The following is an 18,228-nucleotide window of genomic DNA, read 5'->3' as shown; positions in this document are numbered from 1 at the left end:
GTTCAGACGAGCGGTTTACGTTTCAAATCGAGTAGCGCATCATCCGTTTTATAAAGCAATTCGTTGAACCGTTCTACCCCGTGCGCTTCGATGAACGCTTCTTCAGATGGGAAGATGGGAATGAACCAGACTGGGACTACGGTTTGTTCGTCCCCTTCGTATGCATGAAACGACTCATTAAAATAAAACGGGGTCGCCACATAGATCGCTGAGAAGTTCAATCGTTTGAAAACGTTCGGGGGGAGTTCAAAATACTCACCGAGTTTGAAGGCGTGATGTGTCTCGAGCGCATGCGTCGTTAATTGCCACAACAACTCGAGCACGTCTTTATACGAACGTTTTTGCTTGAAACTCACCAAGAGCTCTTGGTGTGTCTGAGTACCGTCCTCGTTTTGCAGCGTATGCCAATGAAGGCCTATCGTCGAGAGGGTAAACGTATCGGTCATAGGGCTGTCATCAAACTGCAAGAACTGCACGGCCTGCTCTAACAAATCGTCCGTTTCGAATTGATTCGTGAACTCTCCACAATGGGATTCAAGGTGTTCTAAATAATTCATTATGTTTCCAACTTTCTTGATGGATTCTTACTTTACTATAGGTGTTTGTTCTCGATGCACCCAATCCATAATAAACCTCTCTTGGTGGCTGTTCAATGTTGGAAGTTCATGGCGTGAGAAAAAAAGATGCTCGTGACTCTCTTGTCCTTCCTGCGTGAGTGCTCCTGAGAATGCCGTCGCATGAAAGATGACTTGTACACTAAAGACTTGATCTCCATTTTCATAAGAAGCATATCCTTCTTTTCCTGAATAGAGCCCAAACAAGCTTAGTTGATTGACTGTAAGACCTGTTTCTTCAAACGTTTCGCGTTGTGCAGCGCTCTTGAATGTTTCACCAGGTTCCATCACACCACCCGGGATTCCCCAAACGTCATGATCTTTACGATGTTGAAGCAGAATTTGATCATTGTGTTCGATGATGACACCACAACCGACGGTCATTAATAGATTAGTTCCAATGAGGTTCCGCATGTCCTGTATATAATTCAATCTACTTCCCCTTTACAATATGAATTTCAAAACCGCTTGATTGAACCGTTCACATGATCAAGAAAGTGATATACATCGTCCGCATCATGCGCTAGTACGAAGTTTCCAAAGATATGAGGATGACATTCTCCTAAGAACGTCTCGAGTGACTGTTGAGATGTGGTTGATGAAAAAGACTGCCAAAACCTTTTTGCTTTTGGAATCTCTAATTGAGGTAACAACGTTTCTTCAATCAATTTCTCCCATGCTTTGTCATGTAGCGTCAACCGATACACCTTTTCGCTTGGAGCAATTGTACCACCGAAACAGAACGTCAATTCGATTGGATACGCCCCCCGTGTCACGTGGTGAAAGAACGTCACATAATCCGCTGTGTCAATTGATTCAACGGATTCAATATTCTCCCCTTGGAGTGTCAACCCCTCCCGGTAATAGCTCAAGAGCCAATCCGTTTCATGTGAGAACGTGACGACGTCTTGGCGCTGGTCGTCAATGGAAAGTGTCAACCATGGGGCAATCTCCTCATGATTGCGAACAATTCCTGATAGGACAGACTCCTCTTCTATGCGTTCAAGCGAGAAACGGTGTCGCTTCGGCAACCGTACTGACGTCTTGCGTTCCACATGTAACGGGAACGTTGCGCCAGCGAGATGTCGGAAAATTAGGCGATTTGCTTCTCCTTCTTTTAATGCCTGCCTCGGTAAAATCAGCATCTCTATCTGATGATAGATGATTTGACACGGTTTTAAGTCCGGCTCGTTCGCGTAGTCCAAAAAACATTTTGCGAGCGTGTTCGCCGCCACAGGCAAACGTTGCTCAAACTCTGTCCATCCGTACAACTCCACGATGTCCGGCAACCCTTTCTCATCGGTAATCACATCCCAAAATGCGTCCCAGTTCATGCCATAGTGCGAAGGGAATTGTAACTGTTCTCTTAATAGTTTATGTAACTCGGTTTCCTCCACGATGTTTGAGACGTCTAGCGTCACACGAGTGATTTGGTCTCTCTGTTGACACACCTCGATCGGATGCATCCAGACATACACCGTCTCAACGACCCCAGATGGAGCGACATCGACGTAGACATCTCGGGTGAACGGATGCAAGACGAGGTAACGTAGCATCGTTGCATCCGTGAAACCCTCATCGATTTGTATATCACCTGAATGAAACGAGAAGATGTCAGCAACTTGTCGACGAACCGTGCGATACACGTCATCAAGCGCTTGATCGTAGACGCGGTCGAATTCATAACGGTCGACTTTCCATAACGTCCCATCGCTTGAACTTGATAAGTGTTCCGTCTTTTGTTCAAACTCATCCGTGTGCACTGCATGTCGACGCACAAATAAAGCCGTGGCCGCATCGACCTCATGCAACCACGGACGTTTTACATTCATCTTTTTCCTCGCCTCCTGTATAAAAGATAACCGATTGGGAGACCCGCCAACAACGCGAGGCCAAGCATGCGATACGATGTTGACTCTGTCGCCTGAGCCTTCCCCGCCCCACCCACGAGACCATCCTCCGCGGAACCTTGAACGTTTGAATGTGTCTCGACCAAGAGTTTCTGATACATCTCGATTGCAATCGTGTCTCCATCGATGAACCGTTTCGCATCGGTCGTCAAGGCGGTCAACGTCTCCCCGTCATAGTCAAACCAGGCGTTCTCGCGCGCGGAATGGACCAATGTACCGGACACATCAGCTAAGGCAATGGCCAACTCGTCGCCATACCCGAGCGTGGAGAAGGCAAAGACGCCTGGCTCTTGCTCGTACGTACCGATGACGTTTCTTGCTTCTCCGTCCTGTAGGACAGCCGAGACGTATTCTTTGCTTGAGACGAACGTACACGCGTCATCTGGCGAATAACAGGATTGTGCGGCCATCATCACTTCGTGCAGCGGACCGAACGAGATGGTGCGACTTTCCGTCAAGTGATAGTTACTCGGGTCGTCTCCTTCGATATGGTCGAGGACGATCGACTCGAAATGTGTTTCAGCAAATTGTTCTGCTGACCGTTCTGTCGGCGCGGCAATGGCTGACGTCGTACCGAGCGTGAAGAGCCCGGCTAAAGCGAATGTCGTGAGGTGGCGGAACATGTCTTTACTCCTTTCAACCGACAGCGATTCGGTTCATCAGTGACACGTCAATCCGAATCACTTCCGCATGCGGATGCTTCTGTCGATCGATAATTTGATTGAACCGTTTCGAAGCGACGAATCGATCGGATTCATAAATCCATGCCAAACGTACGAGGGCGAGGCGTAACTGCTTACGACCATCACTCATCCGCAGGTGGTCAATCTGATTATCGGCGTCTAGCCGATTGATGAACAGCTCGACTTTACAATCTTCTTTCACCAAATAGGCCACGAGATAAGCTGCTTGTTGAATCAACTCTTCGTAACGAGCGTGGAGGCCATTCCCGAGCGTACCGCTCAAGTCGAGTGCGAGTGTGAACGTATCGAGGTTTTGGCGTTGAAACACTTTCGCCTGCAGCTTCCCTGTCTTCGCTGTCGCGACCCAGTCGATCTGTTTGACCGGCTCTTGCTCATACCGTTTTGTGCTTTGCATCATCAACGGGTCATTGAGCGGTGAATGTTTGACGAGTCGGTCTCCCATCCGGACGAGGCGTGAGTCGAATCGGTTCTGTTTCGTGATGCACGGGAGGATAATCCAGGACGGCAGTGTAAAACCGGTGACGAAGATGGTGCCGAGCCAAAACGGGAGCTTGAACTGAAGGGTGCATTCATCGATTTGGACGGGACCGCGTTGCTTCGCGTGGATTGGAAGCAAATAGGTCGATTCATGACGAAGTTGTAAAGTGTGCACGGACTGATCTTCGTCAAACGTCAAGCCGCGTCCCGTTACCAAACGGACCGAAATCGGGATCCCGAGCGTTTCAAGTCGCTCGATGCCTGTCACGTCCATCTTGAGCGAGACGCGATCATTCACGAACAACAACTGCTCCTTTTGATGGAACGACAAGCCTGTCGCCTCAACGATTTGTTTCGTCAGCCATTTCCGTGCGAGCATCAGCCCCAGAATCACGCCAGCCACGTAAGCAAACGGCCATACGTATGGGAACCAAACGAAGAAGACGAGTATCCCTGTATAGGCTGGCCAAAGCTTTTCATCTAAAAGGGACGGAGTACTGACTTCGACCTGTCGCATCCTCACACCTTCTCGACTGGAACGTCGACGCGCTCCAAGATGTCGGCGAGGACGGCCCGTTTCGTCGATTTCACGTCTCCTTCGAGCGTGAGCGTCAACCGATGCGCGAGGACATGCGTCGCGACGGCTTGGACATCCTCTGGCGTCACGAAGCGGCGATTCTCGATGTAGGCATACGCCTGAGACGCTCTAACGAGGGCAAGCGTCGCACGAGGGCTGGCCCCGACTTCGACGAGCGGATGGTTCCGCGTCTCTTGGATAAGGGCGAGCAAATAAGTCACGACGTCCTCATGGATGCGAACCTCCTCGACGTCTCGCTGTGCCGCTAAAAACGTCTCGGACGACATGAGGGCGTGGACGGCGTGGCGTGTCTTCGAAATCGTCTGTAGAATCAGTTGACGCTCTTCCCTTGCCTCGGGATAGCCGACTTGGAGCGACATCAAGAAGCGGTCGAGTTGTGCGTCCGGCAACGCGAACGTCCCTGCCGACTCGATCGGATTTTGTGTCGCGATGACGAAGAACGGTTCCGGCAGTTGATACGTGACCCCACCAATCGACACTTGCCGCTCTTCCATCGCCTCAAGTAACGCCGACTGTGTCCGGGGGACGGCCCGGTTGACTTCGTCAATCAAAAGGATATTCGTGAAGATTGGACCCGTCCGATTCTCGAACGCCTGCGTCTGCACGTTGAAGAAGTCAGCCCCGATGATATCACTTGGAAGCAGGTCGGCCGTGAACTGGATCCGTGTGAACTCTGCCTCGAAGCTCTTTGCGATACTTTTGGCGAGAAGCGTCTTCCCCGTGCCTGGGACGTCCTCTAGCAAGATGTGTCCGTTCGCGAGTAGCGCCGTGCAACAGAGGCGCGTGATGTCAGGTTTTCCGAGATAGATTTGGTCGAGCTGTTCGAGTACGCGTGTGATCGTCATAAGGGTGGCTCCTTTTCTAAGCGAAGTAAGTGGGCATCAAGCTGTTGTTTGAACGCTTCTTCCCGTTGTGGCGTGATCTCGACTTGGTCATAACGGGTCTCTAAATAGCTCAAAAGTGAGGCGTCGAGCCGGATGCGGTTCGCCCAGGCAGATAACGTCTCGAACGGCCGTCGTCGTTGTTGTGACGGGAGCGCTTGTTCGAATTGAATCAGATGTTGCCGCAACGGGGAATCCGGCAGCGGGTGAATCGAGCGTGTGGGCTGCTCGAACCTTTCATTTATGTTTTGCTTTGAGTGGGGCATTTCCTCTGTCGGAACGAAACCATTCACTTTTTTATTGAGACGCTGTCTGCGCCACAACCATGCGCCAATCAACAGAAGGAGTGCGCTGAGGATGTATGGGAGCAGGGATAGGCGATCGGCTTCGTCATTGGATGGTTCCGCATATGACGGAGACAACTCATCCGGATCTCCTCTCGGTGTACCACCTTCCTCATCCGATGGTCCAACAATGCGCCCGCTTCCAGAAGACTTAGACGCAGAATCTTCGTCAGCGCCACCTCCGCACCAACGCTCGGTATCGACCACTTCGATAATCCCAAACAACTTTCGCTTGTCGTGACAGTCCGTAACCCAGCTCGTGATAGGGCTCCCAGAAATGTCCAATCCTTTGAAGTATGTATACGCGACTTGACCTGAGAGTGAAATGAGTGCGACAACCAGTAATGAAATCAAAACCGTGGATACAAAAAGGGCTTTGGCCTTTCTCATGGATCGATTTGTCTGTGAATTTGTTGATTCGACTGCATTCGATCTCACTGCTCCCTTCATTCATCGATTCCACTTAACCCTTATTATGGAAAATGGATTTGAAAGGATTATAGCATAGGGTTTGATCGAATATTCAGTTTTTTCATAAAAAAGTTGCCCGTTTATCGAACGAGCAACCATACTTCCCCGCTATGTGTGTCATCCTCGTCTTGAATCCGCTCATGAAACCGATGTACCTCGACGTCCGTTGAAAGGTTGAACCGTTGTAAGCACATAGAGTCGATAGGCAAGCGCGTCCACGTCTGCTCAGACGTACCGCGTTTCATGAACGCCTTCAGTCGTGCGTCGCTTTCGAATACGAGAAGTTCGGACTGCCAGAGCGTCGGCAGGTCAATCAAGACGACGACCCGGTAACTCTCCTGTTCTCGGAGGCGCACAAGCTGAGCTCCCCCTTCAAGCATCGCCTCGATGACGGCTTGTTGAATCCGGCTGTTCTCCTTTATCGACAGCAAGAACGATTGATCGATCGGAATTTTGCTATGCCAATACCCGCCATGGAACGTCGTCGGAAACGAATGGGTCTGTTCTGCGATATCCAACCGCAACCGTTTCAACCTTCGTCTGACACCTCGTACTTTCGTTCTTCTCTTCACGGTTTCATCCCTATAACTCGGTCGACTTGCTGCTGATGGTGGCGGTCATGTTCGGTGAACTCGGCGACGATATAGGCAAGTGTGTATGGAACACCTTGATGCGGGCAATGGGTCGCCCCGTTTGCCGTCGTGTGCATCGTCATCGTCTCGTGACGAAGTGACGTCAGCCCTTCTATAAGTGAACTCCGACTCGCTTTGGCTAACTGGAGCACCTTTTCTCCAGAGAGACGTTTCGCTTTTTGGGTCGCGCGCGCGTTAAACGAATCGAACTCGGGGAAGATCATCCCTTCCCCGTTCTTGACGGCTGGGATGATGACGTTCAACAGATGGTTGTCCCAATGGGCGATGTGCAGGATGATTGCTTTGATTGACCATTTGTCGGTCGCGATCGTTTTCTCCCACGCCGATTCATCCAATTCCGTTAGCGTGTTTAGCCATGCGGTATAGGATGCAAACTCGTCGATGACGTTTGAAGTGTTAGTCATGAAAGTGTCCTCCTTGGTTTATAAAGTAAAGAATCCGCTCATATTCGATCTCATCTATTCCGTTTCATATAACCCTTCCGTACGATTATATTCCTCTAAACTTCGCCAATCGGGGAATGTTTGACGGAATCGCTCGCTTACGTCCCCAACTTGGCTCAGCATTAAAACAAATGTTGAGTCCCAAAAGATTAATTCACACATAGCATCCGGATGCTGAACACGGGGTGACTCGATCCATAGATCACTATTCCCGTCTGCGAACGGATGGACGATTAGATCGTTTAACGTGATGGACGTCTTTCGTTCAAACGCCGTGAATACTCCCCAAATGACGTATAGGTTTGTGTGTTGGACAAGTTCGAGTAGACGTTCACCTTTTATCCAGTAGGCCGCTCCCTCCTCAAGTTCTTGAATCTCTTCGAAATACTTCAACGAGTCATTTGAGATTACGGCGTCGAGGTCCGTCACCAACCAATTATAGTTGGCGACTTGTAAACGGAGAGCATCCATGACTTCTTGAATGGAAACGAATCGCTCGATAATCGTATTCATGTCAATACAGCCTCATCTTTTAACAACCATCTGAACCATCTGCCGTGCCCGTCCGTCTCCGCAATCGTCTGCTCTCGTTTGATACCGTTCACGTATTCGTCCAGATGCAAGTCTTTGTCATGGATATTGTTGTAGAGATGAAAAACGTCTCTCGTCTGGCCGATCTCTTCGACCACGTTCAATAAGTGTTTTTTCATGTCGATCGTCATCTGGTTGGCCACGTGCGTGTGGAAGATGCATAAGGTGCTTCCTTCTGGAATACTCCCGACAAGGCCGCTCAATCGACTGATCCCGTCGCCTTCGATGAAGTCAATCGGCTGCTCGCCGATATAACTCGACGCGCGTTCGAACATCTGTAAACGTTCCTCATGCTCTGGCCAAATCAACGACTTGAGCCATAACCGCTCTGCTTCATTATTTAAATCGACGATGTTCAAATCAAGTCCGATACGTGCTACGACCGGAGCGGGTGCTGACGAGAGCGGCGGTGTCAGCTTTCCGACGAATTCTGAACGAATATGTAGCCGGGACTGCACCTCTCCGAACACTTCCTCTGTCCCATATGAATATGCATATTGGTCCCACAACAGTTGTAAGCCGGCACTTGTCCCAATCTCAATCAATGCCAGTGGTTTTCTCGTTTTATGATGAATGTAACCAAAAGCGGGATATAAGTATGCACACCTTCGGACTTCGTTCGCCTGAACGCGTTTCGAACTTAAGATAGACTCGATTTCATTTCGATACGTGAGACAAAACGATTTGAACGACTCGAACGATTCGGTTACGGGCTTAGCGTCACGCACTATACTCGGGTAGTAGTCTTTTAGCGGGTGGTCGTTCCCTTGCATCAGCAAGTAATGGACTGCACCGAACAATAAGTTCGGGACCGGTTGACCGTCCCTCGCCACGTTACAGAGTTCAAGCAATTCGTCGTCCTGCGAGATGTGAAGCGATAACGATTCATAGAGCGGGCTCGAGTCCCGGCATTCTCTCTCAGCAAACGTCGCAAACTTTTGAGACAATTTAGATGTCGTCAAATCAAATCCTCTCCTCACACGTGTTTCATGCATACTACTTCCCGTGTAAGTCATGAGACTCCTTTTTATCCATACAAAAAAACGGCACCGTATTCACGATGCCGCCCTATCTTACAGCCAGACTGGTAAAGAAAAGAAAACGAGGAACAAGACGGTCAAGACACCGACGACCGGACTGAGCGACCGATAGCCCTTCTTGAACAAGACGATCATCGTATAGGCGATGAAGCCGAGCCCGATGCCGTCGACGATGGAATACGTGAACGGGATCATGATGATGACGAGAATCGCCGGGAAGGCATGCTCCCAATTGTCGAGCGGGAGATGCTTCACGTTCTGGAACATCATCATGCCGATGATGATCAAAACTGGCGCGATCGCCGTCACCGGGATGATCGCGAACAGCGGCAACAACAAGAGCGAGACGACATAAAGGCCTGACGTCACGAACGAGGCGATTCCGCCCCGTGCCCCGACCGAGATGCCGGCTGCGACCTCGACCGTCGAGACGGTCGGGCTCGAGCCGAATAGGGCACCGGCCATCGTCGATAGTCCTTGCGCGACGAGCCCTTTCGGTGCGTCCGCATCTTTGCCGATCGCCCGTGTCTGATTCTGGATCAAGCTGATGTTTTCAATCAGCAAGACGAGCGTCAACACGCCGACGGCGACGAGGAAGAGCGGCGACATCGATTCGGTGAACGAGACGCTCCCGAACACGGTGCCGAACGACTCGAAGAACGGTGTGAGCGCGAACTCACCGGTCCAGTCGAGCGTGCCCATGACGGCGCTCAAGCCGACACCGAACGCGATGGTCCAAAGGAAACTGCTCGGTCCCATCTTCAAAAAGAGAAGGATGGCGACGAAAAGCGTCAGGAACGCGACCTGCACCGGCCGTTCCCCGAGATCTCCGATGTGAAGCAACGCCCCGCCACCGCCCGAGACGATCCCCGCCGCCTCGAGCCCGATCAAGATGAGGAACAGGCCGAGACCGACCGTCAATCCGTCATGAATGATCGGTGGGAACGCGTTCGCGAGTTTCCTCGCCACCTTCGTCACCGTCAGCAGGACGACGAGCGCCCCCGAGACGAATGATACGGCGAGCGCACCTTGCCAGCTCAGTCCCATCTGCAGGACGAGCGTGTACGTGAACAACGCGTTAATGCCCATCCCTGGTAACAGGAGCAGTGGCAAGTTGAACAGCCCTGCGATGAACGTTCCGATGATGCTTGTCAAAATCGCTCCGACGAGCGCTCCCTCGAACGGGAGTCCGGCTTGTGTCAAGATTGCCGCGTGCACGGCCGGGATGTATGCTGTCGCCAGAAAGTTCAGCACGCCCCCGTATGTTTCTGTTTTCCATTCTGTTTGTTTTGCCATAGGAATCAATCCTTTATTGGCACCCTCACCCACCCATGTGGTTATACACACGAGGTTGATTATATCCTGTCTGACTTCTGACATGCAAGCGAATGTTGACTCAATTCCACCTTTCGACCCACCCGTGAGACCTGCTCCGTCTAAAGCTTCATTTTATAAAACAAGAACAAACGTTCCTGTTTTTAGCATCTTTTTTGAAGAGAATCTGCTATAATGAAGGAGCAGGTTAACGCAGCAATAGTGGGGTCAGCCGCCAAGTCCACAATGGAGGAAGGCGGTGGTGCGGATGGAACAGCTATGGACCTGGGTCGGTGATTACGTAATCCTCCCGATCCTCGCTCCGATTATCGTTCACTTGGTAATCCACCAAACATCCAATCGTGCAACGTCTGAACGCACAAAAAAATGACCCCCTCGGCGCAATGAGATGGGTCACTTTCTGATTCACTAACCATTGTGGCGGCTGGGCCACTCTTGAAGTGGTAGCCTGTAAGCCAGAGGCCGGTGTATCGAGCACCGGTCTCTTTCTACTTGCATCATACCACATTTGTTCCCGGTTTTCAGTAACAGAAACACGAAAATTGTGAATCGAATCGCACAAATGGGACACACCGGGCCATCTTCAGCCCGGTGTTTTCATGTTTTCTCCGTTGTAGCGCGAGAACCAGTCAAGCATGGCGTCCGCTTCACGTTTCGGGATATCCTCAATCGACTCGATGGACAACACACCACCGCGCGTCGATAAGACGACGTTACAAAGACCGAAGCGTCGTTGCAACCAAGACTGCGTCACGTGAATCTGTTCGATGCGCGGTTTGTCCGTCACGAACGAGCGCACATTGAACGCGCCCGTCCGCAGTTGGATGAACGCCCCGTTCCGCGCATAGCGGGTCGTATAGTAGCTGAGCACACGCCCGCCGACGATGAGCGTCCATAACAGCAGGAGCCACCACGCGTATTCGCGGAAGAAATAAACGACGATGCCGGTGACGATCACGCCGAACCAACTGATGCGCATCAGCTTGATTCCAAGCGATCGTTTCGGCAGACGGTGGAGCGTGTCGGCCCAGGCGAACTGGCTGAAGTGTTCGTTTAGGACCCGCATCGCCCGGTCGCGTCTCACGAACGGGAGTATAGTCGACGACTCGTCTTTCAACTCGTCCATCGTCCCGGCCGCGACGAGCTCGACACCGATGATGTTGAACCAGCGCCGGATGAACGTCTCCTTGATGCGAATCGCTTGAATCTTCTCATACGGGATCTCTTTGGCCGACCGGTTCAGTAAGCCTTTCTCGACCCGGATGCGGTCGCCCCTCCGTTCGAGGACGAAATTCCCATACTTCAGGAAGTTGATCACCGTCCCGATGACGACCGACAAGAACAAGATGGAGAGGACGAGCACGCCGATGGCAATCACCGAGGCGCTGATGACCCAGTCCCCGATTTGGTCGAACGTGCCATCGAGGTTGATGAAGTCGTCGATGTACGTGATGATCGTCGAGGCGACCGGGAAGATGGCGAACACGGACAGCGATGTGAGCGAGGCAATCAAAATCTCGCGGGTCGATAGTGTATATAGCCGAACGCCCGGCGGTTTCTCGATCGTCACCGACTTCTCCGTGCTTCCTTCCTCCGTTTCGCTCGATTCGGCCGAGGCGTCAAGCCGTCGACGTCTCGACTGGTCGAGCACATCCTCGAGCCGTTTCGCCTCACCCGGGAAGACGCCTGCGAGTTTGAACGAGGCGTCATCACTGTTTGCGTTCGTATCGAACGTCAATTCAACGACGCCGAGCAACCGATAAAAGAACGGGCTGTTCGAGTGGACGCTCTGAATCTTATAGAGCGGCAGCGACTTCTCTTGCTTCATCCAGTTCCCTTCGATGACGTACATCGTCTTCTCGTCCAAGGCGTACCGGAAGTTACGCCATCCGAAAAACTTTTGCAGCAAATCGAATCCGATAAACAGGAGTACACCGACGCGAAGGATAATTCCAAACGTCGTCTCCCAGTCATTGTTCAAGACGAACAAGATGACGATCGGGATGGCGAACGACTTCAGCATGTCGGCGATGCGCAGGACGAGCACCCGTGTCGGAAGCCGATGCCACGTGAGCGACGTTTCGGTCATACGACATCCTCCTCTTCGATGCGGGCGTAGACGGCGATTTGCTCGCGGAGCGTCTTCGCGAATGATTCTTCGATCGCATAAATCTCATGCGATCCGCCTGCTGTGCCGATCGTAATCGTCTGAAGGCCGAACTTTCGAAGAAGCGGTCCTTGCTTCGCATGCACGTATTGCACTTTCGTCATCGGGATCAAGACGTCATGTGTCGTGATGATGCCGTGATGGAGTCTGATCTCGAGAGGTTGGACGAGATACGTGAAGCGCTCCTGTTTCCATTTCTGGAAGACGATGATGTCGACTAGGCTATAGATGACCGCAATCGCCAGTAACCCGTAAGCTGTGGCTTGGAGCCAACCTGGCCAGTCGAACCAGACGGCCGCGAACACGAGCGCACCCGTGATGACCAAACCGATCACATAGAAGATGGCACTCGATAAGCGGAATACGGTTCTCGCCTCGATTGGCAATGTACCGCTGATGGGTGATGCTGTTTCATTCTCTGACATTGGTGTTTCCCCCTATCCGTTCGGACGTTCGTCCGTCTCTCTCTTTAGTATACGCCGTTTTTCTGAAAAAAGTTTCAATCTGACACGGTGAAAGCGGCAAGCTGTTCGTTGATTAACTGAAACCGGTGCACATACTCAGGCTCGACTTCGTCGACGATGGTCGTTAACGCTTCGTGAGCGGAACGTTTTAACGCATCCGTGATTCGTCCGGTCAGCTTGATTGAAGCGAACGCACTCGCGAGGATGACGACGTCACATGCGAAGCGGTCCCCGTTTTGCATCCAGTCTTCGGGCGTCGAGATGTCTTCTTCAAGCCAGTCCGATAGAATCGCATACCCCCCTTCCAAAAAATCGACGTCTCGTTCTTTCCGAAGCGCTTCTCCGAACATGTCGAGGACGTCGGCCCCTTCATCGCTCCCGAACGGCGCGAATTCGTCCGTGCAATCCAAATAGAAGTCTTCTTGGAAATGTCGCATGAACGCCGGGTGGGCCGTCAGCGGATGCGGCCCGATCTCCGGGTCGTCGACGTAAAGATGGGTGTCCCAGTCGTACTCGACCTCGACGTACCCTTTTTTCAGTTTTTGACGGACGAGCTTGTCCGCTTCTTTCTTGCACGCTTCTTCCGTATCGAACGATTTCAGCTGGACTTTCCCGATTGTGCCGCGTTTTCCGTATTGGACGACGAACTCGTCCGTGCCGACACGGATGTTCCAGAATTTTGTGGTGTGTTGTAAGTAGGTCTGCATCTTGTTCTCCTTATGTAACGACATAGCTTAAGTATACAAAAAAACCGCCCAAGAGCGGTTTAGTCTTCAAAGAACCACTTCTTGCGCGGTTCTACTTTCAAGTTGTCGCCATGTTTCTTCATCTCGGTGATAAGATAACGTTCAAGCTCGTTCATCGCCTTGACCCAGTCCGTCATCGTCGCGACGAGCGGGACGACGGTCAAAATCAAGTCTTCCTCTTCGTCTCGCATCTTCTCAATCATCAGCTTGGCGAAGTCGAAGTTCTCATGGATGAGGTCCTCTTCCCGATCGATGATATGCTCGTTCTCGAGTTCATACGCTGAGAATAGGCGCTCATGTCGTCTGAGCAAATGGCGTACATGTCGCAACAGTTCTTCTTCGAGCTGAGGTGGCAAATGTTCGAGCGTCAGAAAATCGTCATGCAGCTTGTCGAGCACGTGGATGGCGGCACTGTTCGTGTCAATCATCTTCGACTTCAAGACGGCCCGGCGATAAATCGGCGTCTTTTTCTCGAGCCAGCGATTCGCTTTAATCTCTTCCTCGAAGAAGTCGTAGGTCGTCTTCGAACCGCGATGTTTCTTCTTCGTCTCTTCGAGTGACTCGAACGAGGAACGTCCCCCGTCCGTCTCGGAGAATAGACGTGCGATGCGGACGGCCATTTGGAACACCGTCGTGATCTCGTCCTCGAGCTTCCGTTCATAGCGTGGCGGGAACAACAGTGCGTTGACGAGAAGCGCGACCGTGATCCCCATCATGATGAGTAAGTATCGTTCCCCGGCGAACATCCAAATCGGCATGTCCGATTGGCTCGCCCCTTCCATGATCAGGATCGTCGTCAAGATGACGGTCCGTGTCGTCGACTCGAGATTCAAGAACAAAAGAATCGAGATGGCGATGATAATGACGACGCCGATGGCAATCGGGGTCGGGTTCGGCGTCAACAGTAACGAGAAGACGGCAAGTAGCGCCCCGATCAAGTTCCCCTTCATCTCTTCTAAAAACCGGAGTCCCGTCTGATAAACGGACGGAAGTAACGCGAGCGAGGCGGCGAGCGCCGGTACAACGATTTGTTGAAACTGAAACGCCTCGGCGATCAATAACACCAAGGCGACCGAAATCCCGGTTTTGATGGTTCTAGCTCCAAATCTCATGCGGTGTCGACAGCGAACTGTCTTCCTCCCTTGTACACGTCTTCTTTTTTTTGTATCCTTCTTATCACGGGTTGAAACATGCGAACAAACGAAGCCGTTAACCGCTGTTTCGAGAGCGCTTCCGTGGTATGATGGCGGTGGATATTTTCTTTCATCTTGATGGGGAGGGGTTTACTTGTCAACCATTGCTTTATTCGGAGGGAGCGGCCGCACGGGGATGCGGTTGCTCGAGAAATTGTTAGAGGCCGGTCATGAGGTGAGACTGGTGTCTCGCCGACCAGTCGAATCACGAGAAGGCGTCACCGTCATATTAGGGGATGCGACCGACCTGACCGCAGTCAAGGAGACGGTGCAGCATGCGGACGTCGTTTTTTCAGCACTCGGCACCGACAAACAAAATGTCTTGTCGCGCTTCACCCCACTCGTGATTGAGGCGATGCGAGAGGTTGGGGTCACACGCATCGTCACGGTCGGGACCGCCGGGATTTTAAAGGCACACGACACGGATGCGTATCGTTTCCAAACACGAGAGTCGAAACGGACGATGACGACGGCGGCCGAGGACCACGCCCATGCGTATGAGTTACTCCGCGACTCAGATCTCGACTATACGGTCGTCTGCCCGACGCAATTGATTGACGAGCCGTCAGATGGGGACATCGTCATCACACCAGACGAACTCGGGACGCTTCATTCTGGCCCGATTTCACGCGATGACGTCGCCGATCTCGTCGTCAAGGCGTGGGAAGAAAACAACTATATAGGGCATCGCGTCGGGATCACGACGGAGTCACGATGAGGGGATGAAGAAGTTGAACGAACAACACATGCGCCTCGCGCAATTGACCGACCTGTTTGAGACGCAAGACGAGACCGAACTGGCCCGTCTCGCCCGGACGGCACTCCGCAAAGTGACCCGTGACGAGATTTGGATCGCCGTCTGCGGTCACTTCTCTGCCGGAAAATCGACACTGCTCAACAACTGGCTCGGGGACGGCGTCTTACCGACGAGCCCGATTCCGACGAGCGCCAACATCGTCACACTTCGAAGCGGTGCGACCGGCGCCTCGGTCGCGGTCAACGATACGGACTGGATTCAGCTCGGGACAGATGAACTCGAACGTCTGAGTGACTTTTGCAAGATTGAAGAAATCAAAGAAGTCGAATACGCCCTACCCCGTTTCCCGTTCGGCGACGACGTCGTCTTGATGGACACACCGGGCATTGATTCGACGGACGAACGCCACCGTCAGGCGACAGAACGCTCGCTCTTCCTCGCGGACCATTTGTTTTTCATGATGGACTACAACCACGTCCAATCGGAACAGAATATCCAGCTCATGAAGCAGTTCAGCGCCGAGGGTCGTCCGTATTCAATCATCATCAACCAAATCGACAAGCATGAGGAGAGCGAGCTGTCGTTCTCGTCGTTCAAGCAGACGCTCGCGGCAGCGTTCGCGCACCACAATATCGAGCCGGATGACGTGTTCTATATCTCGCTCCGTGAACTCGACCATGTGGAAAACGAAGTGACACGGCTGCAATCATACGTCGAACGCGTCATCGCCACAGCAAGGAATGACCGTTTTGAAAGTGCCGAGCAGTTGACGAACACGCTCCTCGAGCGTTCGGAACAGACGTACGCCCGTTCACTCGAGCAGTTACCGACTGTGGAGAAACACCCGACCGAGATTCAGGCCCGCCTGCAGCGACTCGAGAAAAAACACGTCTGGCTCAGTGCGTTCCGCCGCGAGTTCTTCCGCCACCAGGCCCCGATCGTCGCCAGCGCCCCGATCATGAACTATGAGTTCCGCGAACTGCTGCGGGACTATTTGGAAAGCTGCTCCCCGACGTTCAAGGTCGGCCTCTTCTTCTCGAAAGACAAGACGCGGCAAGAACGGTCGCGTCGTGAAGAGATTGCCGTCAAAGAATTCAATCGCCTGCTCGACACGAACTTGCGACCGCACCTAATCAAATACGCGGAAGACATCATCCGTGACTTGAAGTTACCTGAAACGGCACTTGCCCGACCGGATGCGTTGCCAGAAGCGCCGGCCACACTCATCACCGACCAAGTGAAAAGCGGTGCCTCGCTCAGCGGGGATACGGTCCTTCAGTTCAGCCGCGACATCGAGTCCGCCCTCGCCGCCTGGGTGACGAAAGCGTCCGACCCGTGGGTGGCGTCGGTCGAAACGTATCTCGAGACAGACGGTGCGGATCGGCTTGACCAAATCACGACCGAACAAAACTCGCTTTACGACATGTTGGACACGCTCGGTACGAGACGTCGCCTGCTAGAACGACAGACTGCACTTCAAGCCTATACGGAACAATCCTTGACGCCGGAACGCATCGAGGCGCTCGAAGTCCGTCACTATGTCGATGTCGAGCATTTACCGAAGCAACAAGTCGCCCAGCAACAGAAAGAAGTTGCACTGACGACAGTCTTGGATGATAATTTGACCGCTTTTTTGTCTGATTTTTCATATGAATATGCGGTATGTGAAATATTAGAAAGTCATCCGTTATTCACGTCCCGAGTGAGGTCGCTCCGACGCAAACTCGAACGAGCCGAAGCCGAGACATTCACGCTCGCCATCTTCGGTGCGTTCTCTTCCGGTAAATCGTCGACGTTGAACGCTCTACTCGGCGAGACGGTGTTGCCGACGTCACCGAACCCGCTCACCGCCTCGATCACGAAGATCGTCCCGCCGAACGGACGAACGCACAAGAGCGCCACGATCACGTTCAAATCGCGTGACGAGCTCGAGACGGAACTCGACGGTTACGGGACGACACTCGATTCGCTCGCGCTCGACCATCCGTTCGTGAACGCTTTGAAACACGCCCCACTCCACCATCTCGGGACGACGGAGACGGTCGATTACGACACGTTCGCCTCGTTCGTCACGGAAGAGACGAAGAGCTGCATCGTCAAAGAGATTGAGCTGTACGTCGATTCCCCTTGGGCCGAGCGCGGCATCATCTTCGTCGACACGCCGGGCGCCGACTCGCAGTTCAACCGACATAGCGAGGTCCAATTCGGTTATATGCGTGACGCCGATGCCGTCTTGTTCGTGACGTATTACAACCACGCCTTCACCGAAGCCGACCGTGAACTCGTCATCCAGCTCGGACGTGTCCAAGGGACGGGCGACCATCAGATGTTCTTCCTCGTCAACGCCTCTGACTTAGCAGCGGACGAGACAGAACGGGATGCCGTGTCCGACTACGTGGCCCAGCAATTGACGAAGCTCGGCGTGAGACACCCTTCCGTGTTACCAATCTCGAGCCGAAACGCCATCCATGGAAAGGACGTTGGGTTCGACCGCTTCGCAGAACGGCTCGCTCAGTTCGTCGACCACGACCTCCGCCGAGCGAACGCGCTTCGCATCAAGGAAGAGACGGCCGCGCTCCTCGCCTCGTTCGATGAGGTCATCCGGGAAGCGGACGCCGATGCGAGCGTCAAAGCAAGACGCCGCGAGCGGCTCGAACGGTTACAGGACGGACAAGCGCTCCCGGTCACGTCGCTTGACGCACCGTTCGCCCGGGAAGCGAAGGAACTGCTCGCCCACCTCGAGACGCGGTCGCTCCTGCGCTTGTCGGACTTCGTCAAGGAGACGTTCCACCCGGTCGAAGTGGACGGATCGAAGGCGAGTCTAGAACGCGCCCTCGTCC

18 protein-coding genes are annotated in these 18,228 nt (G+C 52.8%); 2 read left to right on the top strand and 16 right to left on the bottom strand.

The window, feature by feature from the left end; all coding sequences use genetic code 11:
• Positions 1 to 2 precede the first annotated feature (2 nt).
• The 16 genes from L971_RS11585 to L971_RS11510 all read right to left on the bottom strand — a co-directional run bounded on the left by L971_RS11585 (position 3) and on the right by L971_RS11510 (position 14,502).
• On the bottom strand, positions 3 to 557 hold the full coding sequence (locus L971_RS11585; protein ID WP_047375942.1) for a suppressor of fused domain protein: 555 nt from the start codon (positions 555 to 557) through the stop codon (positions 3 to 5).
• A gap of 27 nt (positions 558 to 584) precedes the next feature.
• Positions 585 to 1,046 carry an NUDIX hydrolase gene (locus L971_RS11580; RefSeq protein WP_052200380.1) on the bottom strand — a complete coding sequence of 154 codons (462 nt, stop codon included), beginning with the start codon at positions 1,044 to 1,046 and terminating at the stop codon, positions 585 to 587.
• A 26-nt stretch (positions 1,047 to 1,072) separates the two neighbouring features.
• A complete protein-coding gene (locus L971_RS14985; protein WP_231557603.1) occupies positions 1,073 to 2,446 on the bottom strand; it encodes a barstar family protein in 1,374 nt (457 codons plus the stop codon).
• Positions 2,443 to 3,147 (bottom strand): hypothetical protein, encoded by a 705-nt coding sequence (locus tag L971_RS11570; RefSeq protein WP_047375940.1) that lies wholly within the window; start codon positions 3,145 to 3,147, stop codon positions 2,443 to 2,445. Before L971_RS11570 ends, L971_RS14985 begins: the two co-directional genes overlap by 4 nt.
• Before the next feature lie 13 nt (positions 3,148 to 3,160).
• Positions 3,161 to 4,222 (bottom strand): DUF58 domain-containing protein, encoded by a 1,062-nt coding sequence (locus L971_RS11565; protein WP_231557602.1) that lies wholly within the window; start codon positions 4,220 to 4,222, stop codon positions 3,161 to 3,163.
• A 2-nt stretch (positions 4,223 to 4,224) separates the two neighbouring features.
• Positions 4,225 to 5,148 (bottom strand): MoxR family ATPase, encoded by a 924-nt coding sequence (locus L971_RS11560; protein WP_047375938.1) that lies wholly within the window; start codon positions 5,146 to 5,148, stop codon positions 4,225 to 4,227.
• Positions 5,145 to 5,753, bottom strand: a complete 609-nt coding sequence (locus tag L971_RS11555; RefSeq protein ID WP_231557601.1) for a hypothetical protein — start codon at positions 5,751 to 5,753, stop codon at positions 5,145 to 5,147. The genes L971_RS11560 and L971_RS11555 overlap by 4 nt, the downstream gene beginning before the upstream one ends.
• A 326-nt stretch (positions 5,754 to 6,079) precedes the next feature.
• Entirely contained in the window at positions 6,080 to 6,571 is a 492-nt protein-coding gene (locus tag L971_RS11550) for a DUF3916 domain-containing protein (protein WP_081977087.1), read from the bottom strand.
• Positions 6,568 to 7,056, bottom strand: a complete 489-nt coding sequence (locus tag L971_RS11545) for a DinB family protein (protein ID WP_047375934.1) — start codon at positions 7,054 to 7,056, stop codon at positions 6,568 to 6,570. The genes L971_RS11550 and L971_RS11545 overlap by 4 nt, the downstream gene beginning before the upstream one ends.
• 54 nt (positions 7,057 to 7,110) lie before the next feature.
• Positions 7,111 to 7,608, bottom strand: coding sequence for a hypothetical protein (locus L971_RS11540; RefSeq protein ID WP_047375931.1), 498 nt, complete (start codon positions 7,606 to 7,608; stop codon positions 7,111 to 7,113).
• Complete coding sequence (locus L971_RS11535) at positions 7,605 to 8,648, bottom strand: DUF2332 domain-containing protein (RefSeq protein WP_047375929.1); 1,044 nt, start codon at positions 8,646 to 8,648, stop codon at positions 7,605 to 7,607. Before L971_RS11535 ends, L971_RS11540 begins: the two co-directional genes overlap by 4 nt.
• A 111-nt stretch (positions 8,649 to 8,759) precedes the next feature.
• Positions 8,760 to 10,022, bottom strand: a complete 1,263-nt coding sequence (locus tag L971_RS11530; RefSeq protein ID WP_024370381.1) for an NCS2 family permease — start codon at positions 10,020 to 10,022, stop codon at positions 8,760 to 8,762.
• 622 nt (positions 10,023 to 10,644) lie between these two features.
• Entirely contained in the window at positions 10,645 to 12,150 is a 1,506-nt protein-coding gene (locus tag L971_RS11525; RefSeq protein WP_047375927.1) for a PH domain-containing protein, read from the bottom strand.
• On the bottom strand, positions 12,147 to 12,653 hold the full coding sequence (locus tag L971_RS11520; RefSeq protein WP_047375925.1) for a PH domain-containing protein: 507 nt from the start codon (positions 12,651 to 12,653) through the stop codon (positions 12,147 to 12,149). Before L971_RS11520 ends, L971_RS11525 begins: the two co-directional genes overlap by 4 nt.
• Before the next feature lie 74 nt (positions 12,654 to 12,727).
• Positions 12,728 to 13,399, bottom strand: coding sequence for a WGR domain-containing protein (locus L971_RS11515; protein WP_052200377.1), 672 nt, complete (start codon positions 13,397 to 13,399; stop codon positions 12,728 to 12,730).
• A 59-nt stretch (positions 13,400 to 13,458) separates the two neighbouring features.
• Positions 13,459 to 14,502: an aromatic acid exporter family protein gene (locus tag L971_RS11510; protein ID WP_231557606.1), complete on the bottom strand. Its 1,044-nt coding sequence runs from the start codon at positions 14,500 to 14,502 to the stop codon at positions 13,459 to 13,461.
• 223 nt (positions 14,503 to 14,725) lie between these two features.
• Here L971_RS11510 and L971_RS11505 point away from each other — a divergent pair, with 223 nt between their 5' ends.
• On the top strand, positions 14,726 to 15,349 hold the full coding sequence (locus L971_RS11505; RefSeq protein WP_047375923.1) for an NAD(P)-dependent oxidoreductase: 624 nt from the start codon (positions 14,726 to 14,728) through the stop codon (positions 15,347 to 15,349).
• Positions 15,350 to 15,362: 13 nt separating this feature from the next.
• Positions 15,363 to 18,228, top strand: a 2,866-nt coding sequence (locus tag L971_RS11500; protein WP_369793383.1) for a dynamin family protein, incomplete at its 3' end; no start/stop codon positions are given.

The organism is Exiguobacterium sp. ZOR0005, from assembly GCF_000798975.1.
GTDB lineage: Bacteria > Bacillota > Bacilli > Exiguobacteriales > Exiguobacteriaceae > Exiguobacterium > Exiguobacterium aurantiacum.
This window is presented reverse-complemented; position numbering and strand designations above follow the sequence as displayed.